This is a genomic window from Parabacteroides sp. AF27-14 (genome assembly GCF_003635425.1).
Taxonomy (GTDB): Bacteria; Bacteroidota; Bacteroidia; order Bacteroidales; family Tannerellaceae; genus Parabacteroides; species Parabacteroides distasonis.
Genome location: NZ_QTLZ01000020.1, coordinates 1 through 20,247 on the forward strand (window position 1 = coordinate 1; position 20,247 = coordinate 20,247).

The 20,247-nt window shown below is 34.6% G+C and carries 22 protein-coding genes and 3 pseudogenes; 20 read left to right on the plus strand and 5 right to left on the minus strand.

Annotated elements, in window-relative coordinates; translation table 11 throughout:
- The 15 genes and pseudogenes from DWY79_RS17195 to DWY79_RS17270 form a co-directional block, all read left to right on the plus strand.
- Positions 1–502: pseudogene (locus DWY79_RS17195) on the plus strand (transcriptional regulator); the annotation flags it as partial.
- A 36-nt stretch (positions 503–538) separates the two neighbouring features.
- On the plus strand, positions 539–928 hold the full coding sequence (locus DWY79_RS17200) for a hypothetical protein (RefSeq protein WP_048927435.1): 390 nt from the start codon (positions 539–541) through the stop codon (positions 926–928).
- A complete protein-coding gene (locus DWY79_RS17205) occupies positions 925–1,593 on the plus strand; it encodes a sugar transferase (protein WP_005868193.1) in 669 nt (222 codons plus the stop codon). The genes DWY79_RS17200 and DWY79_RS17205 overlap by 4 nt, the downstream gene beginning before the upstream one ends.
- A gap of 51 nt (positions 1,594–1,644) precedes the next feature.
- Complete coding sequence (locus tag DWY79_RS17210; protein ID WP_005868194.1) at positions 1,645–2,406, plus strand: DNA-binding domain-containing protein; 762 nt, start codon at positions 1,645–1,647, stop codon at positions 2,404–2,406.
- 328 nt (positions 2,407–2,734) lie between these two features.
- Complete coding sequence (locus tag DWY79_RS17220; RefSeq protein ID WP_122369897.1) at positions 2,735–3,106, plus strand: acyltransferase family protein; 372 nt, start codon at positions 2,735–2,737, stop codon at positions 3,104–3,106.
- Between the two features lie 235 nt (positions 3,107–3,341).
- On the plus strand, positions 3,342–4,871 hold the full coding sequence (locus tag DWY79_RS17225) for a membrane protein (protein WP_008778277.1): 1,530 nt from the start codon (positions 3,342–3,344) through the stop codon (positions 4,869–4,871).
- Positions 4,872–5,018: 147 nt separating this feature from the next.
- Positions 5,019–6,134 carry a glycosyltransferase gene (locus tag DWY79_RS17230; RefSeq protein ID WP_008778278.1) on the plus strand — a complete coding sequence of 372 codons (1,116 nt, stop codon included), beginning with the start codon at positions 5,019–5,021 and terminating at the stop codon, positions 6,132–6,134.
- Positions 6,131–7,192: a hypothetical protein gene (locus tag DWY79_RS17235; protein ID WP_122369899.1), complete on the plus strand. Its 1,062-nt coding sequence runs from the start codon at positions 6,131–6,133 to the stop codon at positions 7,190–7,192. The genes DWY79_RS17230 and DWY79_RS17235 overlap by 4 nt, the downstream gene beginning before the upstream one ends.
- A gap of 8 nt (positions 7,193–7,200) precedes the next feature.
- Positions 7,201–8,103 (plus strand): hypothetical protein, encoded by a 903-nt coding sequence (locus tag DWY79_RS17240; protein WP_122369901.1) that lies wholly within the window; start codon positions 7,201–7,203, stop codon positions 8,101–8,103.
- Positions 8,100–9,275 (plus strand): glycosyltransferase, encoded by a 1,176-nt coding sequence (locus tag DWY79_RS17245; protein ID WP_122369903.1) that lies wholly within the window; start codon positions 8,100–8,102, stop codon positions 9,273–9,275. The genes DWY79_RS17240 and DWY79_RS17245 overlap by 4 nt, the downstream gene beginning before the upstream one ends.
- 9 nt (positions 9,276–9,284) lie before the next feature.
- Complete coding sequence (locus tag DWY79_RS17250) at positions 9,285–9,704, plus strand: adenylyltransferase/cytidyltransferase family protein (RefSeq protein ID WP_005856277.1); 420 nt, start codon at positions 9,285–9,287, stop codon at positions 9,702–9,704.
- Positions 9,705–9,713: 9 nt separating this feature from the next.
- Positions 9,714–10,544, plus strand: coding sequence for a phosphorylcholine transferase LicD (locus DWY79_RS17255; protein WP_122369905.1), 831 nt, complete (start codon positions 9,714–9,716; stop codon positions 10,542–10,544).
- 48 nt (positions 10,545–10,592) lie between these two features.
- On the plus strand, positions 10,593–11,408 hold the full coding sequence (gene rfbF, locus DWY79_RS17260; protein WP_005868204.1) for a glucose-1-phosphate cytidylyltransferase: 816 nt from the start codon (positions 10,593–10,595) through the stop codon (positions 11,406–11,408).
- 15 nt (positions 11,409–11,423) lie between these two features.
- A complete protein-coding gene (rfbG, locus tag DWY79_RS17265; RefSeq protein ID WP_005868206.1) occupies positions 11,424–12,491 on the plus strand; it encodes a CDP-glucose 4,6-dehydratase in 1,068 nt (355 codons plus the stop codon).
- A gap of 7 nt (positions 12,492–12,498) precedes the next feature.
- Positions 12,499–13,101 (plus strand): annotated as a pseudogene (locus DWY79_RS17270) (NAD-dependent epimerase/dehydratase family protein); the annotation flags it as partial.
- 209 nt (positions 13,102–13,310) lie between these two features.
- Here DWY79_RS17270 and DWY79_RS17275 read toward each other — a convergent pair.
- The 3 genes from DWY79_RS17275 to DWY79_RS17285 form a co-directional block, all read right to left on the minus strand.
- Positions 13,311–13,571 carry a hypothetical protein gene (locus tag DWY79_RS17275; protein ID WP_036630649.1) on the minus strand — a complete coding sequence of 87 codons (261 nt, stop codon included), beginning with the start codon at positions 13,569–13,571 and terminating at the stop codon, positions 13,311–13,313.
- A gap of 97 nt (positions 13,572–13,668) precedes the next feature.
- Entirely contained in the window at positions 13,669–14,889 is a 1,221-nt protein-coding gene (locus DWY79_RS17280) for a hypothetical protein (protein WP_122369906.1), read from the minus strand.
- A 298-nt stretch (positions 14,890–15,187) separates the two neighbouring features.
- Positions 15,188–16,117: an IS1595 family transposase gene (locus DWY79_RS17285; RefSeq protein WP_122369908.1), complete on the minus strand. Its 930-nt coding sequence runs from the start codon at positions 16,115–16,117 to the stop codon at positions 15,188–15,190.
- Positions 16,118–16,406: 289 nt separating this feature from the next.
- On the opposite strand from DWY79_RS17285, the gene DWY79_RS17290 reads away from it, so the two are divergent.
- On the plus strand, positions 16,407–16,595 hold the full coding sequence (locus tag DWY79_RS17290; protein ID WP_122369910.1) for a hypothetical protein: 189 nt from the start codon (positions 16,407–16,409) through the stop codon (positions 16,593–16,595).
- On the opposite strand, the gene DWY79_RS17295 is transcribed toward DWY79_RS17290, so the two are convergent.
- Positions 16,588–16,830, minus strand: a complete 243-nt coding sequence (locus DWY79_RS17295; RefSeq protein WP_122369912.1) for a hypothetical protein — start codon at positions 16,828–16,830, stop codon at positions 16,588–16,590. The genes DWY79_RS17290 and DWY79_RS17295 overlap by 8 nt on opposite strands.
- A gap of 320 nt (positions 16,831–17,150) precedes the next feature.
- A complete protein-coding gene (locus tag DWY79_RS17300; RefSeq protein ID WP_122369914.1) occupies positions 17,151–17,417 on the minus strand; it encodes a hypothetical protein in 267 nt (88 codons plus the stop codon).
- A gap of 92 nt (positions 17,418–17,509) precedes the next feature.
- Between DWY79_RS17300 and DWY79_RS17305 the strand changes: the two are divergent.
- From DWY79_RS17305 to DWY79_RS17320, 4 genes and pseudogenes are all read left to right on the plus strand, one after another.
- Positions 17,510–17,821: pseudogene (locus tag DWY79_RS17305) on the plus strand (NAD(P)-dependent oxidoreductase); the annotation flags it as partial.
- An 11-nt stretch (positions 17,822–17,832) separates the two neighbouring features.
- Complete coding sequence (gene rfbC / locus DWY79_RS17310) at positions 17,833–18,402, plus strand: dTDP-4-dehydrorhamnose 3,5-epimerase (RefSeq protein ID WP_008778280.1); 570 nt, start codon at positions 17,833–17,835, stop codon at positions 18,400–18,402.
- A 3-nt stretch (positions 18,403–18,405) separates the two neighbouring features.
- Positions 18,406–19,203, plus strand: a complete 798-nt coding sequence (locus DWY79_RS17315; protein ID WP_005868211.1) for a hypothetical protein — start codon at positions 18,406–18,408, stop codon at positions 19,201–19,203.
- Between the two features lie 222 nt (positions 19,204–19,425).
- Positions 19,426–20,238, plus strand: coding sequence for a glycosyltransferase (locus DWY79_RS17320; protein WP_005868212.1), 813 nt, complete (start codon positions 19,426–19,428; stop codon positions 20,236–20,238).
- Positions 20,239–20,247 lie beyond the last annotated feature (9 nt).

The window sequence follows — 20,247 nt, forward strand, 5'->3', positions numbered from 1 at the left end:
GGTGAAGCCGGGCGAGTATGAGCTGATCGAGCTGAACACCAAGGGCAAGCACGCCTATACCCATCTGGACAACGATCGCCTGCGGGAGGGCTTGCACGATGCCTTGGGACGTTACCATGCCTCCGGCAGCGTATCAGAGGAGGATACTCGTTTGGCCCGTGAGGTATTGAGATCCTACGGTTCTCTCCGTGCGGAGACGGACGTGATGCGCTGCAAGGTCTACTCGTCGCTCCTACCTACCTACAAGCTGTTAGGCGAGGAGGATGAGTTCGTACGCTTGTTCGCCACGATGCGAAGCATGCTCCCGTTGGTAAAGGCTCCGCAATCCCGTGCCTTGTTGCTGGTGACGCTCTACGGTTGCACGGACAGCAGTCTCTACCGGCAGATGGCGCACGAGGTTGTGGACCCGTGGCGGTGTGAGTCCTCGCCCAAGAAAAGCAAACAGACTTTAATCCGTCGCTTGGACGATTACGATCGCTGGCTGAGACATGATGAACAATGAACAATGAATAATTCAAAAATCATAAATCAAAAATCAATGTCTTCCCTTCCTTCCGGCGTTCGTTTGGTGCGGTTGCTGAACGAGCATTTAAATGATATCATGAGCCGCGAGCGTGCGAACCAAAACTTGATTCACCTGTATTGCACGGGGCCTTACTGGGTGGCATTTGAGTGCTCGGCCTATCAGTTGCGCCATGTATTCCCGGACAGCGAGATTACGCCAATGCGTTTGCTCGGCTACCCGTTCCCGGTGGTGATGGTGTCCGTTACGGATCGTTCGCTCCGCTCGTATGCCCGCAGGCACATCTTGCGAAGAGACGACATAGATTACAAATTATTAACAGCATCCCAACTCTCCCATGAGGACTACCAAGCGTGGCATGCCGGCGAGGTGAAGGGGTTGCCTTCATTAAGTGAGATCGTATGAGTGAAGAGAGTAGTAGTATTCCTTTCGAAAAAAGAGAGGGAGAGAATCCGGAACGATTCATCCCGGATGGGATGAATGCTATCGAACGTAACGTGAAGCGTATTGGGGATTGTCTTTTGGCCTTCATCGCTTTGATCGTATTCTCCCCTTTGTTTTTAATTTGCTATATCGTCGTGAGGTGTGAGGATGGCGGTCCGGCTGTATTCAAGCAAGAGCGTATCGGTCGTTTCGGTCGTCCGTTTCATATCTATAAGTTCCGCAGCATGCGTTTGGACGCTGAGAAATTCGGTCCCGCCCTTTACAAGGGAGGTGCGGATCCCCGTATGACCCGTGCGGGGAAGTTCTTGCGCGAGCATCATTTGGACGAGTTGCCCCAATTGTGGAATGTCTTCATCGGTGATATGTCTTTTATCGGTCCCCGTCCGGAACGGAAGTTCTACATCGACCAGATCATGGAACGTGATCCCCGCTATCGTTACCTGTACCAGATCCGTCCGGGCGTGACCTCTTATGCCACGCTCTACAACGGCTATACGGATACGCTGGAGAAGATGCTTCGCCGTCTGCGCTACGATTTGTTCTATTTGGAACACCGCTCGTGGTGGTTCGATTTCAAGATATTGGTGAAGACGTTCTTGAACATAGCATTTGGTAAGAAATTCTAGACAAGGATAACCGGAAAGGGCAATTCCGTCCTTCCCATAAATCAAAATACCATGAAGAAAGTATTGAAAGGCTGGCTTATCGACAATTCGGTGACCACCGACAACAAGACGGACAAGATCCTGCTGCTGGCTTCGGCTGGAAGTTTAACTTTGGATGACGTGTTGGAGGAGATGTACAAGCAAGACACCGGTCTACGCCCGGAGACGATGCGTCACTCTGTGACTCTCTACCATCGGATAGTAATGGACTTGATCTTAAACGGCTATAGCGTGAACACGGGTCTGTTCCGTGCCGTCCCCCAGTTGAAAGGCGTGGTCGAGGGCGGCGTTTGGAACAAGGAGAATAATTCCATCTACGTCTCTTTCACGCAAGACAAGGCTCTGCGCGAGGCGATCGCCAAGACCGTGGTGGAGATCCTCGGCGAGAAGTCTAACATCATGTACATCCTGGAGACCGAGGATCGTAAGACGGGCTTGAAGGACGGCAGTGCCACTGCGGGTCACAACTTTTTCGTCCGTGGGGCGATGCTGAAGGTGGTTGGCGACCACGAGTCGGTAGGTGTTACGCTGACCGATTCCAAAGGTGCCACCACGAAACTGACGGATGACCAGATCACCATCAACAACCCTTCTTCGCTCACGTTGCTCCTGCCGGCTGATTTGGCGGAAGGTGAGTACACGCTGACTGTGACGACGCAGTATGGTAGTGCGGGTCACATACTGAAAACGCCTCGTAGCGTAAGTACGCAAATTTGGGTGGGCGGAAAGCCTGCTGATGGCGGTGGCGATAGCGAGAGCCCGGATGAGATCTGACATATTTGGTAAATCGCTATTACCAGTACAGGTAAATCACTATTACCTGTACTGGTAAACCTCCTTTACCTGATAAGGTAACAGAGATTTCTCGGTTGAGTATGCTTTGGAAATAGCTTGTACATTGGTGAGATCACGGTGTGATCTGATAATGGGTGTAGGAATTATGTGAATAAAGTTCCTAATAACATTACATTGGACACAGATAATGTTAAAATCAAAATTGATTGTTAATATGACTAGGTTTAGGGTACTGCAAAGAGCCTCCCTTAGAGTGTACGCCTTGTATTGAGTTTGCATAATATTTAAATGATTTATTAATAGAGAGATGAGAGAACGTATTGTTGCCTTCGACTATTTAAGGGCTCTTGCTATTACCGGTATATTGCTATGCCATTTTTGTCATAATTATAATTCAATTTCATTTTTAGGACATTATTTCGGAGGTGTCTTTGTAACATTGTTTATCGCAATGTCTAGTATGCTATTTGGTATTGTATGGAATAATAATAGCCGGATGGAATATGATATGTCTTTTCTGAAACAAAGATTTTTAAAACTTTCAGTTACATATTATCCATTTCTGATTTTAATGTTTGCATTCCTTTATTTTGTGGATGATTATCATTTCAATGTAAAAAATCTGTTCCTAATAAATATGTTTCATTTTTGTTTTTTATTAGTTTTGAGATATATTTGATGTTTGAGCTTGTTAGTGAAGGACGTTATTCCTTAATGCGTATTATAGATAATCCTTTTTTTGCTTTTGTAGTGTATGTGATTTCTAGTGTATTATTGGGTTGTATATTGCATTTTATTGTAAAATACATAAAAAATATGTGCTTTAATTGCTCTTAAGTCATGAAATATTATTCTCTGCATTGTCTGGTGTGTCTTAATAAAGTGTGTGCTTTGGATTGTTCGATTACGATTTTATGTCTGCAAATTCCGAAAACAATAAGCGAATAGCTAAGAACACGTTGTTCCTCTACATGCGCATGCTTCTGATTATGGGGGTGACGCTGTACACCAGTCGGGTCGTGTTGAGGGTTTTGGGTGTAGAGGATTTCGGCATTTATAATGTGGTGGGAGGGGTAGTTTCCATCATGAGCTTTTTTATTTCTAGTTTATCTAATGTTACCCAACGATATATGAATATAGGTTTGGGAAAACAAGACTTAATGGAGACAGGATGTGCTTTTAGACAGAGCCTAACCCTCATGTGGCTGTTGTCCGTATTATTATTGCTGTTTGGTGAAACATTGGGACTTTGGTTTGTATACAATAAGTTAGTGATACCTCCAGAGAGGTTAGGTGCTGCCGTTTGGGTATATCATTTTTCATTGATCTCCATACTTTCCGCTATTAATCAAGTCCCATTAATGGGGGCTATAGTTGCGCATGAGCGAATGAATATATATGCCTATCTTGGTCTTTTTGAGGCTTGTGCTCGATTATTCATAGTCTATTTGCTTGAAGCTTTTGGAACAATCGATTCGTTGATATTGTATGGTTTGCTTATGGCTATAGTTTCTGTCTTCGTCTGGCTAATTTATGCGATATATAGTGTAAGGTCATTTACCGAATGTAAATTTAGGTTTTATTGGAATTATAGTTTGGTCGCAGAGATGTCAAAGTTTATAGGTCAAAATTTATTTGGCTGTTTCGCTTGGTCTGCAGGTGTACAAGGAACAAATATCCTTTTAAATATATTTTTTGGTCCCGCTGTAAATGCGGCACGAGCGGTTTCTGTGCAAGTAAGCGCAGTTGTTACACGTTTTACTGAGAACATGATGACAGCGGTTAAACCTCAAATAATTAAATCATATGCTTCCGGTGATTGTGAATACATGGTGACACTAATTGAGAAAAGCTCTAAATATGCTTATTTCTTAGCGGCCTTGATAGCTATACCTGTAATGGTTGAGATAGAGTTTATACTGGAGGTTTGGTTAGGTGAGGTTCCAAGCCATACTATATCATTCACTCGTCTTGTTCTGTGTGAATCCTTGATAGGAGTATTTATACCACCTCTATGGATGGCGGCAAATGCAACTGGACATATAAAAAACAGTCAAGTATATGGTAGAATGTTCACGTTGGCGATATTACCTATAAGCTATCTTTTGTTAAGATTGAATGCTAATCCGCTTGTCCCATTTATTGTTGCGGTTTTAGCAAATGTAGGATATTGGTTTTATAGTTTGTGTGATATTCATAGGCAAATACAGTTGAATATGAGAAAATACTTTCGAGATGTTGTTAGGCCTATATTAATTTTTACATTCTCATTGGTGTTAGTCGGTTCTATATTGATGTTAATCGAACCTAATGATTCAGTTTTTCGTTTCTTGATAGTTTTTTCGCTTTCCGTATTTATTGGCTTTAGTGTTATTTATAGTTTGTTGCAATCAAGTGAGCGTATGATATTGCATGCGGCTCTAAAACGATTTGTTGTTAAATAGTTGTTTTTGTTATTAATAGAGTAAAAATAGTATATAAGCAATGTAGGGTTATTGAATCATGTTAAGTAACTAGAATATATTTGATGTAATTTGAATTTAAATTATTTATATATGACTTGTGGCAATAAAAAAAGAATTCTGTTCGTGATGCAAAGCCTTTATGATGGTGGAGCGGAAAAATTATTGGTGGATATGCTTAATAATTTTGATTATAGTAAATATGATATAGATCTTTTGTTAGAACATGATTTTGGAAATTATGCAAATCTAGTGCCTTTAGAAGTGAGAAAAATAATATTATTCTATAATATTAATAGACCCTTATTAGAAAGGATGATAGGAAAAATAATGTCCTATTTTGGTTTATATTATTTTTATATATTATTTTTTAGAAGACAAATAATAATTGATAAGATGAAAGGTGAAAAGTATGATACGATAATATCTTTTTTAGAAGGACGGAGTTTGGTGTATCATAGCTTTATATTGAAGCAAGGAATTAGGCATTTATCTTGGGTGCACGTAGATCTGTTTAATTTCCATTGGACAAAAAGGTATTTCAAAAGTAATAAGCATGAAAAGAAATGTTATGAATTAATGGATGATGTGATCTTTGTGTCTAATGATGCGAAAAATAAATTTCAACAACTTTTTAATGTGACTACATCCACAAAAGTAATATATAATTTGATAGATTGTAAGACAATTGTCTTGCGGGCAAATGAGTTTAAAGTTGAGAAAAGGAAATTTACGGTTTGTCTAGTAGGAAGATTGGTTAGACAAAAACAATTTGATAGTATTATAAGAGTTGCTAGAATTTTTGTAGATAATGGATATGATATAGATTTTTGGATTGTTGGTGCAGGTTGTTTGGAGTCAGATCTTAGTAAAATGATCCATGATTTACATTTGGATGATAATGTACACCTTTTAGGTTATAAGCCTAATCCTTATGTCTATATAAAGTGTGCGGATTTATTTGTGAGTTGTTCTTTGGCAGAGGGATTTTCTTTAGTTGTGGCGGAAGCATTATGTCTGGGAAAAGCAATTGTGTCTACAAAAACAGTTGGTCCAGTAGAGCTTTTAGGGTCAAATTCCGAGTATGGGGTTTTGGCAGACAATGATGATGAATCTCTGTATAATGCAATTAAATTATTTGTCAATGATTATAATAAGGTCTTTGTCTATCAAGATAAAGCAGCAAAACGTTCTTTGATGTTTGATGTTGAAAAAACAATGAATGAAATATATAGTATTTTATGACTGGCTCATTTGTTATTAAGAAGAATAGAATTTTAGAGATATTGTTCTTTATTATAATATTTCTTGTTAATCTTAAAATGACACTAAATATATCAGACTTTGCTACTGCTAATTTATCTATACTTATTATTGGTATTTCTTTTATTTCGTTGCTTTTTACAAAGATAGATGATAATATTTATTGGATAGTTCTATTTTTTATACTTTCATTGTTTCGTGTGGAAGCATCTAAAATGTTGTTTGTGTCATTGCTGGTATCAATATCTAGGAATCTTTATATTGATAAAATGGCTAAATATTCTTTTTGTCTAACTGTATTATTCTTAATTATAAATTACGGTTTATTGATTTTAGGAGTGTTGCATGAAGAATATTCTGATTTTTTCTATAAGTCTGGAGGCGTTGTTAGTGATATGGGATATGGAAATCCTAACCTGTTTTCATTGTATTTGTTTTTCTTGGTTATTTTTCTTGTGGTTTTAAAGAAAAAAATTAATACATTTCTTGTCGCTTTTATAGTCTTTGTTATATATGAATCATTTTATTCTCGTACGGTTCTGTTCTCTGGCTGTATTCTGCTTGTTTTATCTTTTGTTCAAAAAACAAATTTAAAAAAATGTTTCTTTAATAAATATATATTGTTGTCTTATCCATTTGTGATACTATTCTTTTTTATTGTTGTTTTGTTTAATGAATCAGAGTATTCTTTTATTCATGAAATTAGTTCTGGTAGATTAAGGTATTCTTTGCTCGTATTTGGCGAATTAACTCCGAATAATTTGTTGATTGGTGCAACTAAGATTGATGAGTCTATTATAATAGATGTTGCGTATATATCATTGCTGCTGTCTTCTGGAATTTTTTCTTTAGCATATTTGTATAATCTATATTGTAAGGCTGTTTCTAAGTTTGATTATAATTCGATTCTCATTCCTGTAATGCTTCAATATTTATTTTTGAGTTTGTCCGAAAGTGCTATTATTAATACATATCTTTGGGGAGGTCTGTTTTTTTGGATAGTAATGTCGGGTAAGTATTCTTGTGGTAAAACCAATTAATTATTTATATGTTTTTTGATTTAAAGAAAAAAATATCTTATAAAGAATGGAATGTGGGCTTTTTTAATGCTATTCTAGAAGATTTAGTCAGTGATAATATTGATTTGTCTAATATCACTTGGTTAAGGAGAGACTCTAAATTTCATTGTTATGCAGATCCATTCATTTTAAATGTATCTGACTACACTATTGATTTGCTTGTAGAAGACATCTTGTTAGGTAGTAAAAATGTAGCAACAATATGTCATTTGTCTGTCGATAAATGTACAGGTGAAATAATTGAAAAATATACGTTGATAGATGATAATATACATAACTCTTATCCCTTGATTATTAGAGGTGATACTCTTGATGAGGTTTATATTGTTCCTGAAAATTCGTATTCTACAGAACTTAATGTTTATAAGTATAATACTTTGTTACATTCTTGTGAACATTTCAGTACTATGCTTCCTGTTGCAGTTGCGGATGCTACAATCTTGCCTTATAATGGAGCCTTTTATCTTTTTGCAACTTCAAGAAATGCATATAATAAGGATTTGTATATGTGGACTTCAAATAATAGATTATATGGATACGATTTGTCTCCAATATTAATAAAATCTAATTTGTTTGGGAGCAGAATGGCTGGTGATTTCATGCACGTAAATAATACTGTATACAGACCAGCTCAGGATTGTTTGCAAGGGTATGGTAAAGGTATTATTCTGTATAAAGTTGAGGATATTTCAGATAAGTCCTATAATGAAACAAAAGTAATATCCCTTTATCCTGATTCTTCGTCATATTACTCGGATGGTTTGCACACGATAAATTTTTATAAAAGCATATGTGTTATAGATGGTTATAAGAATCACTATATTCCTTTTCAGAAAATATATCGTAAATTATTTGATAAGTATAGATCATGAATATCTTGTTTATTAGTTTATTAGATCCTTCTGAATCAGGTAGTGGCAATCAAAAAGTCACTTTGTTGTCTGCCAAATATTTGTCTAGTGTTGGAATTCATTGTTTTATAGCTTATTTTAAAGATTCTGAATATAGTTCCTCTCAATTAGTCTTTGATGCGAAATTTAAAATTGATTATAATGATTTAGATGGTTTCCGTTCTTTTCTTATTGACAATGAGATCTCTATTATTCATAATCAGGCATCAAGAGCTGTTAATATGAAATTCCTTGGTCAAGCTGTTGCGGGATTAAAAGTGAAAATTATATCAGTTTTGCATAATCTTCCAGGAACAGAGAATATTAGATATAATAAGCAATCTCTTTTGTTTCAAGTTCTTAATAGGCGGATTTCTTTTAAGTGGCTTATTTATCTTTTATTGTTATTCTTCTACCCTATTACTCGTTTTCTAGTTAAATATACTACCAAAAGGAAGTATAAATCTATCTATAAATACTCAGATGCTTTAGTTCTCCTATCTGATGCTTATATACCTATTTATAGATCTATTGCTAATTTGAAGGATTCTTCTAAGATGGTCTCAATTCCTAATTTTCTCTCATTTGATTATGTTGAGCGTAACTATTCTAAAACAAATGAATTGCTAATTGTGGCTCGATTTGATGAAATATCTAAGCGTATATTACTAGCATTAAAAATTTGGAAACATTTTTTATCTACTTATGATGTGAGAGATTGGTGTTTAACTATAGTTGGTTATGGAGAGTGGGAATCTGTTTATAAAGACTTTATAAATAAAAATGATATTGTAAATGTGAAATTGGTTGGGCGTGATGATTCAAAGAAATATTTTGAACGTGCGTCAATACTAATGTTTACCTCTTTATTAGAAGGTGCTCCACTAAGTCTGCTTGAAGCTATGCAGATGAAAGTAGTCCCTATTGCTTTTGATGATTGTATGGCTATTCGAGGTTTCTTAATTAATGATATTAATTCAAAAGTTATTAAGTCTTTGGACATATCTGAATATTCTCGGTCGATTTATGACTTAATTACTAATGAAAAATTGCATTGTAAACTTTCAGAGAATGCTTTTAATTGTCTCCATTATTTTACTGTAAAAAATGTTATGCTAAGGTGGGTGGATTTGTATAATAGTTTGTTGAAATAATATATAATTATGTGTCACGAAAATTTTATTATTGGATACACTTCTGGAGTGTTTGATATGTTTCATATTGGTCATTTAAACATACTAAAACGAGCTAAGGAATTGTGTGATTTTTTAATTGTTGGTGTTAGTACCGATGAATTGGTAAGAGAGTATAAGCATAAAAGTCCTATAATCTCTTATGATAATCGTAAGGCAATTGTTGAGGCTTGCAAATATGTAGATAAAGTAGTTCCTCAAGTTAATCGAGATAAAATGTCTGCTTATCATCGTTTGCATTTCGATGTGATGTTTGTTGGTGATGACTGGAAAGGTAATTCTTTGTTTCAGGAAGTAGAAGCTGAGTTGAATAAGAATGGAGCTAAAGTTGTTTATTTTCCTTATACTAAAGGTATTTCTTCTACTATATTGCGTGATAAACTAGTTTAAATTACTACTATGAATGTTGATATTAAAGATTTTCAATATAAAATATTAGAAATAGCGTTTTATTTTGATGAGTTTTGTAAGAAATATGATATAGAATATTATTTAATGGGTGGAAGTGCTTTAGGTGCTGTTAGGCATCATGGCTTTATTCCATGGGATGATGATTTTGACGTTTTTATGACTTTTAATAATTATCATAAGTTCCTTCATTATGCTTCTATACATCTTGATACAGAAAAATTTCATCTTCAAAGAGAAAATTCTACTGAGTGGCCTTTGTTTTTTTCTAAGTTAAGAATGAATGGAACAACTTGTATTGAAAAAGGATATAATAAAATGCATCAAGGTATTTATATTGATATAATGTGTTTGTATAATGTATCACCTAATAAGTTTGTTCGTTATATTCAATATTTATCCGCTCAAATTTTAAAAGCTACATCTCTTTATTTGGTAGATTACGATTCTGATAGCTTTTTCAAAAAAGTATTTATTAATTCTTGTCATTTTATTGTAGGTACTACAGCAAAAAACTTTTTATTCAAAATATTGAATCACTTTTCAACTAAAAATACGTTACTTGTTGGCCATTTTTTTGGGAAGGCTCCGTTTCCCAAAACGAGTTTTCCTCGTAAATGGTTAGGAATTCAGCGCTATGTGAATTTTGAGAATGTCCTTTTACCAATTCCTTTTGAAGCGGAAAAATATCTTTCTCTTAGGTATGGTAGCGATTTTATGAAAATCCCTAATTCTGATATTTTTACAGAATATCCTATTCATGCAGTTTTTGTTGATATACATAATGATTATACAATTTATAAAGACAAGTTTAATTCTTAATTATCTTAGCTTTAGCTGATTACTTAACTGAAAAATCTTTTCTTTATCATGAAAGTAGTACTTCTTGCAGGAGGTTTCGGTTCTCGTATATCTGAGGAATCTCAGTTCAAGCCGAAGCCAATGATTGAGATTGGTGGTATGCCAATCTTGTGGCACATTATGAAAGAGTATGCCTATTATGGTTATACCGAGTTTATCATTTGTGCCGGTTATAAACAGGAATATATTAAGGAATGGTTCGCCAACTATTTCCTTCATAACTCTGATGTGACTTTCGACTATCGTGGTGGTAACAATGAAATGACTGTTCATCAAACTAATATGGAGCCTTGGAAAGTCACAGTCGTTGATACGGGCTACAACACTATGACTGGAGGTCGTATTAAACGTATCCAGAGATATGTAGAGAATGAGACTTTCTTGATGACATACGGCGATGGTGTTTGTGATGTGGAAATTGATAGATTGGTGGAGTTTCATAAGAGCCATGGTAAGCTTGCGACCCTTACGGCCGTCAAAATGGCACAAGATAAAGGTGTCTTAGATATTACTAAAGATCAAGCTGTAAGGGCTTTTAGGGAAAAGAACGCCTCTGATGGCGCTCCTATTAATGCCGGTTACATGGTGCTAGATCCCGAGGTTTTTAATATGCTGGAAGGGGGTGACTCTTGTGTCTTTGAAAAGACCGCACTTGTAAGGTTGGCGCAAGAGGGTCAGTTGATGTCTTACATCCACACTGGTTTTTGGCAGTGCATGGATAACATACGTGAGAAATCTATACTTGAAAAACTGCTTGCCGAGGATAAAGCTCCTTGGAAGCGTTGGGAGCGCTCTGTTCCGGAAATACCAGATTACGCAAAATAATAAGTTATCATACAAATGGGAAATATATTGGATTTTTATAAAGGTAAGAGGATTTTCCTTACGGGCCATACCGGCTTTAAGGGCTCTTGGATGTGTAGGATACTCGCTAATGCCGGAGCGGTCGTTACCGGATATTCACTTGAAGCCCCAACAGAGCCTTCGTTGTTTCAAATTGCTAATATTGAAGATGACATACATTCCGTGATTGGCGATATACGAGATTATGCCTCTCTAAAGAAGGCTTTTGATGAGTCTCAACCAGAAATTGTGCTGCATCTTGCCGCTCAGCCCATTGTTAGAGATTCTTATAAAGATCCTGCCTATACCTACGAGACAAACGTGATGGGTACCGTGAATATTCTTGAGTGTGTTCGCAATAATTGTTGCGTGAAGTCTTTCTTGAATGTCACTACGGATAAAGTGTATTTGAATAGGGAGTGGAGTTGGGGTTATAGGGAGAATGAGGAATTGGATGGGTATGATCCTTATTCAAATTCCAAATCCTGTTCGGAGCTGGTGACTCATAGCTACAAGCGTTCTTTCTTTACAGATATTGATGGTCTGCCTATTATTCCTATTTCTACTGTTAGAGCGGGTAATGTGATAGGTGGTGGAGATTTCGCCAGTGATAGAATAATACCTGATTGTATCCGTGCGGCTGTAAAACATGAGGATATTGTTGTGCGTAATCCATACTCTACCCGTCCTTATCAACATGTTCTAGAACCTTTGTATGCTTACCTGCTGATAGCGATGAAGCAATATGAGGATATCGGTTTTGCGGATTATTATAATGTAGGTCCCGATGATGTGGATTGTTTTCAAACAGGCGCTCTTGTTGACCTATTTGTGAACAAGTGGGGCGAAGGCATGAGGTGGGTGAACAAGTATGATGGTGGTCCTCACGAGGCAAATTTCTTGAAGCTTGATTGCTCTAAGTTGAAAAAGACTTTTGGATGGAGCCCTCGATGGAATCTGGATGAGGCAATGGAAAAGATTGTTGAATGGAGTAAGGTTTGGCTAGCAGGTGGGGATGTTCGTGTTTGTATGGATAAACAGATAGATGAATTTTTAAACGTATAACGATAATATGAAGAACGTAATCGTCACAGGGAGCAATGGTTTTATAGGTAGTTCACTTATAAAGAAATTGATAGAAAAAGGTACTAGGGTTGTTGCTGTTGATATTACCTTTCATGGCAATCGTTTGCCTGATTCAAATCTTATTACGAGGATAGAATCAGGGGTGAATACATCTCTAGTCGAAAGACTGCCAGTAATTGAATATGACTCTTTCTATCATTTTGCGTGGAAAGGTGTAAATGGGGCTGATAAAGCAGATCCTACGGTTCAATTATCAAATATTCAGATGGCAGTAGATTGCGCTAATATTTGCAAGAGGTTAAATGTGAAAAAGTTTCTTTGTGCGGGTACTGTAGCGGAGAATGTAGCATTTAGTTTGTCGCATCTGAAAAAAACGACTGGTGGAATGATGTATGGTGTGGCTAAGCATGCTTGCAGAATAATTTTGGAAGATTATTGCAAGAATATCGCTCAACAGTTTGTGTGGATGCAGTTCTCAAATATATACGGTGTAGGTAATAAAACGGGCAATTTGGTTAGTTATACGTTAGGTGAGTTGATGGCTGGTAAAGAAGCCGCATTTGGTCCAGCTTTACAACCATATGATTTTAGGTAACTATATACAATCTTACAGTATAACCCTTATAAAGAGGTGTAAAGACTTGTTACTTTCAAATTTATTCATTACTTTTGCATTATAAAAAGTTTAATTATATAATATAAAAGTAATGAATAAAATAGTTATAAAATGTCCTTGTTGTGAAAAGGATAATCAATTTTTCCTTTCAAAGAAAATAGACATTGTATATTTAAATTGTATTAGCTGTGGAAAATCACTACCTCTTGTACTCTACGATTTACAATTACCTCTTGACCATCAACAATATAATGAGAAGGAAGCCCAAGAGTAAAACCATTTGGTTTTGTCATAAGAGAATCTACAAATTCTTTAAGATGGCTTTTGCCTTCTAATTCATCTTTAAAAAAATCTTCTATTTCTTTACGACCATGCAGCTCTAAAGATTTTATAGTCTTCTTTTCTGATTGTAACGATTTCTCAGATTTGTCTATTCTATCCATAATTACCTTTGAAATTAAATTTATTTTTATTCAAAGGTAAAAAGGGACTTTGTGAAGTCTTGTAAAAAGGATATAAGTCAATAAAAATACTAGAGCGTCATTTGTTAAGAAAACCGATTCTTAAATGACGTTTTGCATTATCTATGTTATCTTTGTTCACATTTAAAATTTTGCATGTAGAAAAGTGCTCATTTATAATAAGGTATTGAATAAAGTATAAACCATTATCCTTTATATTTTCATAACACCAATTGCAAATATTTCCTTGTTGTGAACATTTTTCATGTTCATTAAAATAATATTTTTGTTTCTTGTTTTTTACCTTTACACTCATTATTCCAGTTTTTATTTTGAAATTATCAGAGATAGTGTAATTCTCAATGAAAATATTCTCCATATCTTTCTTACAAAGAAAATCTTCTATTTTATAACTTGGTGAATTTGTGTTTTCAAACACTTTATTCATTGAAGTATTTAATATTCTTTTATTGTTTATATGTCCTTTTATTCCATAATAATTTATGCATTCTTTAATAACACTCACATCATTATCATTTATGAGCATTATTAATTTACACTCAAAAGGTACAGAATAGGTGTGCATATTATAATAATATCCATTTTTATACACATTAAATATTTGCTCTTTTATTTGATCTTTATAATATTCAATGTATCTATCTTTTATGATAGATAATTTTTTCTCGATATTAGCCAATCTAATTGTTTTAACAATTTCTTCTTGTTCTTTTTCTATTAATTTCTTCTGCTTTTGATTAAATAATACTATTGCCTCTTTTTCTTCTTTAGAGATGTTTCTTATTGGATATATTTTTATATATGTATCAGGTATAGAAGATATGTATCCGTCTTCGGATATTTTCATGTTTTTAAAATACACAGAAAGTGAAAGATTTTCGTGAAAATCATTATCGTAATAACCTCCTTTATACTCATACCCTTTGTTGTTTAAATAAATATCTAATTTATTAGATGTGCTGATTATACATTTGCCTTTTGCAACACCCTCTCTAACAACATTGCCGATATAAATATATTTTTCATCCAATTCATCATAACCATTTAAAGATACAGTTAATTCATATACGAATGTATTTTCCAATTGAGAATCCGTCATTTGAATAGTGAACAAATCATCTTTATTCTTGATAAATTTCAATGTTCCATCAATTGGCAAAACAGTATTGTTAGTATATTGATTAACAATACCATACCTTTCATATAGATAAGATTCTGTTTGAGCAAAAACACTAAAATTAAATATAAACACTAATAATACACATAATAACTTCTTCATGGCATACAATAGTTTTATTTCCCTTTTGCAGCCAAAAAGAAGTACTTGCATATAAGAAAAGTGGGCTGCCCCTGTGCATACTCGTTAAGTATCGCCAAACACTTGTATATACGCACAGATGGGCAACCCACTTGATATAGGTTGTCCTCTGTGCCTTGTATATACCTTCTTGAGATTGGCGATTTCAACGAGTATAAGGCACTTTCTCTTGTTTTCAAAAAACTTTGTCTCGAAAGACGGGACAAAGATAATGAGAATATTGATATGTACTTACATAGCTTTCTCATTTTCTTTCAGTCTATGCAACAGCAATAATATTTTGATAAGTCAATTTCTTTTCAGCATTGCAGAGAAATAGCTTAAATCTACTTCCTTCACTAATTTGTCTTGTGTTATACCTAAAAGCGAACTCATTTGCATATAATTGTAAATGCTTCTTACTCATGTGATGATAGATACCAATGATTCCTCTTTTAAGTATAGACCAAAATCCTTCTATTGTATTGGTGTAAATATCTCCATCAACAAATTGCTTTTTACTGTGATCTACTGAAAAGCGAGTATAAATTTCAGCAATATCATTATATCCTTGCCATTCATCAGTATATAAGATAGATGAAAATTCAACGAACTTTAAAATATTGGGAGTAATTTCATATTGAGAAGTATTTTCTACTACTCGACAAATGACATCACCTTTTCTTTGTAACATTCCAAATATTGGAGTTTTATCTTTAAAGCTTCTTCCTTGAGAATTTTTCACTTTTTTATTCTTATGCCTATTCTTATTTTTACCACCTACAAAAGTCTCATCGCATTCAACCTCTCCATCAAGCTTACCTTTATTTTTACAAATCAAGCAGGTTCTAATCTTCTGTAATATATACCATGCTGTTTTTTGAGTTATTTTCAAATCTCGTGATAATTGCAATGATGATATACCTTTTTTATGAGAAAGAACCAACCAAATAGCCATAAACCACTTTCTTAAAGGCAATTTAGTGCTATGAAATATAGTTCCTACTTTTACATTGAATATCTTTTGAGTATTTTTACACATATATCTGTGATTACCTAAATGATAAACTTTTGATTTTTTATCAAATGGAGATTTTACTTTATTTGGCCACCTTAAATGCTCCAAATAAATGATGCAAGATTCTTCATCAGGAAATGCATCAAGTAATTCTATTAAAGAATCAAATTTAGCAATCTTTGCAAGCTTCATATTTATATTGTTTTATTATTAATATTACAATTAATATTTTATTATAAATAATTGATTATTAATTATTTATATCTCAATAATGCAAAGGTAAAAAGAGAATTTACGATTCAATATTGAAGCCTGTAAATATGTGTTAATAAGGGTTAAGTTCTTGGTTTATAATTAATATATACTATTATTGTTTTTATATAGAAAAATAGGATTAATTATTAATATAAAGTGTGGATTATTTTTCAAATTTGATTTGTTTATGTTTGAAAATAGTCTATCTTTGCAAAAAAATAGTAATATGAAATTCAGAATAGATATACAAGAAAGTGTAAACGAGGGAAAGTTTCCTAAAATATTAGAAACAATATCTCCAATATTCACAAAGATAAGTAATGTATCTTTTAAAGAGTCTTCTTTAAGTAAAAAGAAAAAGCGAGAAATTGAATTAGAAAAGAATAATGATGAATCAATATTTTTTTCTATTTGAAATATTTTGTATAAATAGCATTGACTGTATAATCTATATATTCTTTAGGAAATTTACAACAAGGTCTTCTATTTCTATTTAACATCCACTCTCTAAAAATATATTTAGATATTTTATACTTTTTTAAATTTTCTGCTAGTGGAGCTAGATAAGTAGTATGAGATCCATCTTTATTTATTTTAGTAGCAGCAAAAAATGCTTTTTTTATATATGTATTTTGTTTATTTCTTACCATCTATTATTGATTTTTGTTTCAAATAAAATATAAATCTGATCACCTTTATTTCTAATAATATCTATATATAATAATTTGTTTTTCAATATTATATATAGATATTATTTTAATTAGAAGTTACAAGGTTTAACAAGGGTTATACTGTAAGATTTTCTAAACATTTCTTTTGTGTCTGAGATATTCTTTGTACTTTTGGATAAAAATGCAAAGAATATGAGAAAAGAAACTTGTCCAAAATGCAATTCAACTAATATAAATTACAATTTTCAATTTAAAGCTTGGTCTTGTTATGACTGCAATGCTATATTTGTTTTTTATAATCAAGAAATTGGATGTATACCATGTGGCCAAGGAGATTTTTCTCCAAATATCAAAATTCCTTCTTCATCTTCTTTAAATAATTCCTCTAAAGAAGAATTATAAATTATATCTATTTCCTTTTCAATTTCTTCTTTAGAATGAGGATATGGGTTATCTTTAGAGGATTTATCAATACACCATTGAAAAAGTTGTTTTGCTTCTTCTCTGGTGTATCTTTCTCTTACATCTTTACGAGTTAATAATTTTGCTATCTTTTTGTTTTTCATATATTTTATTATTAATATAATTTGAGTATAAATTAAATATAAATTTTATTGCTTTAACAAGGGTTATACTGTAAGATTGTATATAGTTACCTGATTTTATTTATGTGGATGATCTTATAGAAGCTGTATATCGTCTAGGCTTTAAGGAAACGAATAAGCCGTTCTATTATATAGGCTCTGGCAATCCTAGAGTCTTGAAAGATTATCTTATTCGTATAGGAGAACTAGTTGGTTGCGCTGATAAGGTAGGGATAGGAGTCCGTGAAGATGATGGTGTAAAGTATACAATGGATATGTTTGACAATAGTAACTTGGTTAGTACTATTGGAGAATATGCGTCTATAGACTTTGATAAAGGCATTGATAAAACTATTAATTGGCTTAAAAACTCTTTGATGTTATAGCGGAATTAGTCATGATACAGAAATTTGAATTTAAGGAACTTGATATGAAGGGGGCATATGAGATAACTCCCTTCTATGCCACAGACGAACGTGGTGGCTTTATCAAGGATTACAATATTGATGCATTTAAGCAAAATGGTATAGATCATGAACTTAAAGAGGTGTTCTATACCATTAGTAAAAAGGGTGTAATTCGTGCGATGCACTTCCAGCTTGTTAAACAGCAAGCCAAGCTTGTTCGTTGTATAAGTGGCCATGTGTATGACGTAATCATAGATCTTCGCCCTGATTCGCCAACATTTGGTAAATGGCAAGGTTTTGATCTAACCGGAGAGAATCAGAAGGCTCTATACATACCTCAGTATTTTGGCCACGGCTATTTGGTGCTGGAGGATTCTGTCGTTAGCTATAAATGTGGTGAGGTGTTTTATGGTGAAGGTGATGCCGGCATAATGTATAATGATCCGGATATGGCTATAGAGTGGCCTTTCGATAAGATTGGCGGTATTGAGAAATTGATCATTTCTGACAAGGATAAAAACTTGATGAGTATGAAGGAATATATAGAAAAAGTACAATAGCTGATGGATAAGCGACTTTCTATTTATGTTAGTTCTCCGGATTCGTATTCCGATGTGCTTGCTGTATTTTTAAAAGGATATCGGAGATATTGGAGTGATTGCCCCTATGAGTTTATTCTAACCACCAATACCAAATCGTATGAAGGAATTACTTGTATATGCAATAATAAGCAAAATGATACTTGGGTTGAGCGCACTATAGCGGCTTTGCCAGTTATAAAATCGAAGTATGTAATGTTGATGTGTGATGACATTATCTTGAGCGACAATGTTGACAATTCATTAATAGAGCAGCTACTTGACTATATGGATAGCCACGAGATAAGGTATTGTAATTTAGGCCCTACTCCTAAAGGATCTAAAATTAAATCTTTTCCTTTATTGCGTAGTGTCAATAAGCAAATCCCCTATGCTATCAATCTTCAATTTGGAATATTTCGAAAAGATCTTTTTGTTGAACTGTTAGGCGATGGCTCTCTTAGTGCATGGGATATTGAAAACTCAATAAATGAACAAGCCGCTGTTGCTCCATCAGAGGATTATAAAGATGTGGTGGCGGTTTCGGAATATGTCTTGCCATATATACATGGAGTATATAAAGGTAAATGGATTAGGCATGCTGTTGAAAATTTGAGTAGATTGAGCTTGTATATAGATTCTGGTAGAGGCGTTGTTCCTCTCTCTCAACAGATAAAGATTGATATGACTAATTGGCTTCAGTGGAAAATATCACCTAAGCAACGGAGAGCGCTAAAAAATGTCTTAAGTAGAGTGGGTATGAAATTTGCTACGAAGAGATGAGCTGGTGTAATGTGGTTATGAAGAACGTTTGTGTTTTTTAATTCTGTGAATCAGAGAGTTGTGTTTTTTATGAGGCAGATTAGGATCATGAGAATGAGAAAGATAGATTTGAGACGGTTCTTTACGTACAGACTCTGTAAAGAGTCAATCTTCAAGTGTTCCGGATACATCTTATATGTACATATAGAAATTTTTCTTATATAATACTTTTCCTGAAAGTCTATGTTATTTTCCGTATTACTTTCTTTATATCATAAAGAGAGCCCACTATTTTTACGTCAAAGTCTGACCAGTATCTTCACGCAAACGCTATTGCCTATAGAAGTTGTCTTGGTGGAAGATGGTCCTTTGACGGATGAGCTGTATGCGGTCATAAAAGAATTCACAAGCCAGCATCCTGAGTTAAAAGTGATTTCTTTGCCCACCAACCGAGGTCTCGGCAAGGCTCTTAACGAGGGGCTGAAGCATTGTTCGTATGACCTTGTGGCTCGTATGGACACGGATGATATCGCTAAGCCGGATCGTTTTGAGAAGCAATTGGCGATATTTTTGGAACATCCGGAAATTGATGTAGTGGGGGCTTGGATCGATGAGTTTGAAGGGGAGGTATCAAATGTACTTTCCATGCGGAAAGTGCCGGAGCAGCATGAAAATATCTTGAGGTTTGCCAAGGGAAGGTGTCCGGTGAACCATCCGGTGGTGATGTTTCGGAAGTCGGCCGTGCTGAAGGCTGGAGGATATAAGCATTTTCCTTTGTTCGAGGATTATTATCTGTGGGTACGGATGCTGATGAATGGTGCCCGGTTCTATAATATACAAGAGAGCCTGCTCTTTTTCCGCTTCTCGCCGGATATGTTTCGGCGGCGGGGAGGATGGCGGTATGCTGTAACGGAAGTGAGGTTGCAGACGCTGTTTTACAAGATGGGTTTTATCGGCTTTTTCTCCTTGCTAAAGAATGTCTGTATTCGCTTAGTGACCCGTCTTCTCCCTAATGGCTTGCGTTCGTTGCTCTATAAGAGGCTCATCCGGGGGTAAATAGTTTTT

Bases quoted from the DNA above. Each gene is read 5' to 3' on its own strand.
- DWY79_RS17205 (WP_005868193.1), top strand. From the start codon at position 925: ATGAGTGAAGAGAGTAGTAGTATTCCTTTCGAAAAAAGAGAGGGAGAG.
- DWY79_RS17220 (WP_122369897.1), top strand. From the start codon at position 2,735: ATGAGAGAACGTATTGTTGCCTTCGACTATTTAAGGGCTCTTGCTATT.
- DWY79_RS17280 (WP_122369906.1), bottom strand. From the start codon at position 14,889: ATGAAGAAGTTATTATGTGTATTATTAGTGTTTATATTTAATTTTAGT.
- rfbF (WP_005868204.1), top strand. From the start codon at position 10,593: ATGAAAGTAGTACTTCTTGCAGGAGGTTTCGGTTCTCGTATATCTGAG.
- DWY79_RS17250 (WP_005856277.1), top strand. From the start codon at position 9,285: ATGTGTCACGAAAATTTTATTATTGGATACACTTCTGGAGTGTTTGAT.
- DWY79_RS17225 (WP_008778277.1), top strand. From the start codon at position 3,342: ATGTCTGCAAATTCCGAAAACAATAAGCGAATAGCTAAGAACACGTTG.
- DWY79_RS17245 (WP_122369903.1), top strand. From the start codon at position 8,100: ATGAATATCTTGTTTATTAGTTTATTAGATCCTTCTGAATCAGGTAGT.
- DWY79_RS17275 (WP_036630649.1), bottom strand. From the start codon at position 13,571: ATGGATAGAATAGACAAATCTGAGAAATCGTTACAATCAGAAAAGAAG.
- DWY79_RS17210 (WP_005868194.1), top strand. From the start codon at position 1,645: ATGAAGAAAGTATTGAAAGGCTGGCTTATCGACAATTCGGTGACCACC.
- DWY79_RS17295 (WP_122369912.1), bottom strand. From the start codon at position 16,830: ATGGTAAGAAATAAACAAAATACATATATAAAAAAAGCATTTTTTGCT.
- rfbG (WP_005868206.1), top strand. From the start codon at position 11,424: ATGGGAAATATATTGGATTTTTATAAAGGTAAGAGGATTTTCCTTACG.
- DWY79_RS17285 (WP_122369908.1), bottom strand. From the start codon at position 16,117: ATGAAGCTTGCAAAGATTGCTAAATTTGATTCTTTAATAGAATTACTT.
- DWY79_RS17230 (WP_008778278.1), top strand. From the start codon at position 5,019: ATGCAAAGCCTTTATGATGGTGGAGCGGAAAAATTATTGGTGGATATG.
- DWY79_RS17255 (WP_122369905.1), top strand. From the start codon at position 9,714: ATGAATGTTGATATTAAAGATTTTCAATATAAAATATTAGAAATAGCG.
- rfbC (WP_008778280.1), top strand. From the start codon at position 17,833: ATGATACAGAAATTTGAATTTAAGGAACTTGATATGAAGGGGGCATAT.
- DWY79_RS17290 (WP_122369910.1), top strand. From the start codon at position 16,407: ATGAAATTCAGAATAGATATACAAGAAAGTGTAAACGAGGGAAAGTTT.
- DWY79_RS17200 (WP_048927435.1), top strand. From the start codon at position 539: ATGTCTTCCCTTCCTTCCGGCGTTCGTTTGGTGCGGTTGCTGAACGAG.
- DWY79_RS17235 (WP_122369899.1), top strand. From the start codon at position 6,131: ATGACTGGCTCATTTGTTATTAAGAAGAATAGAATTTTAGAGATATTG.
- DWY79_RS17315 (WP_005868211.1), top strand. From the start codon at position 18,406: ATGGATAAGCGACTTTCTATTTATGTTAGTTCTCCGGATTCGTATTCC.
- DWY79_RS17240 (WP_122369901.1), top strand. From the start codon at position 7,201: ATGTTTTTTGATTTAAAGAAAAAAATATCTTATAAAGAATGGAATGTG.
- DWY79_RS17320 (WP_005868212.1), top strand. From the start codon at position 19,426: ATGTTATTTTCCGTATTACTTTCTTTATATCATAAAGAGAGCCCACTA.
- DWY79_RS17300 (WP_122369914.1), bottom strand. From the start codon at position 17,417: ATGAAAAACAAAAAGATAGCAAAATTATTAACTCGTAAAGATGTAAGA.